The organism is Chroococcidiopsis sp. TS-821 (genome assembly GCF_002939305.1).
In the GTDB taxonomy this organism is placed as follows: domain Bacteria; phylum Cyanobacteriota; class Cyanobacteriia; order Cyanobacteriales; family Chroococcidiopsidaceae; genus Chroogloeocystis.
This window is the reverse complement of record NZ_MVDI01000074.1, coordinates 1-205: the sequence shown is the minus strand read 5'-3', so window position 1 is coordinate 205 and position 205 is coordinate 1. Positions and strand designations below refer to the sequence as shown.

The window sequence follows — 205 nt, the reverse complement described above, 5'->3', positions numbered from 1 at the left end:
TTGTCAACTGGGTCCGTTGGTGGCGCTTTGTCTACCGGGTCTGTTGGCAATGTGCTTACGGCATCCGTTGGTGGCGAGTTTTCGACTGGGTCGTTTGGTGGCGTGTTGTCTACCGGGTCTGTTGGTTATGGCGTTTCGGTATCCGTTGGTGGGGGTCAGTTGGTGGGGTGTTGTCTACGGGGTCAGTTGGTGTTGTGTTTTCCGT

1 protein-coding gene is annotated in these 205 nt (G+C 55.6%); it reads left to right on the top strand.

Annotated elements, in window-relative coordinates:
• Window positions 1-205, top strand: a 205-nt coding sequence (locus B1A85_RS24170) for a hypothetical protein (RefSeq protein WP_210404719.1), incomplete at both ends; no start/stop codon positions are given.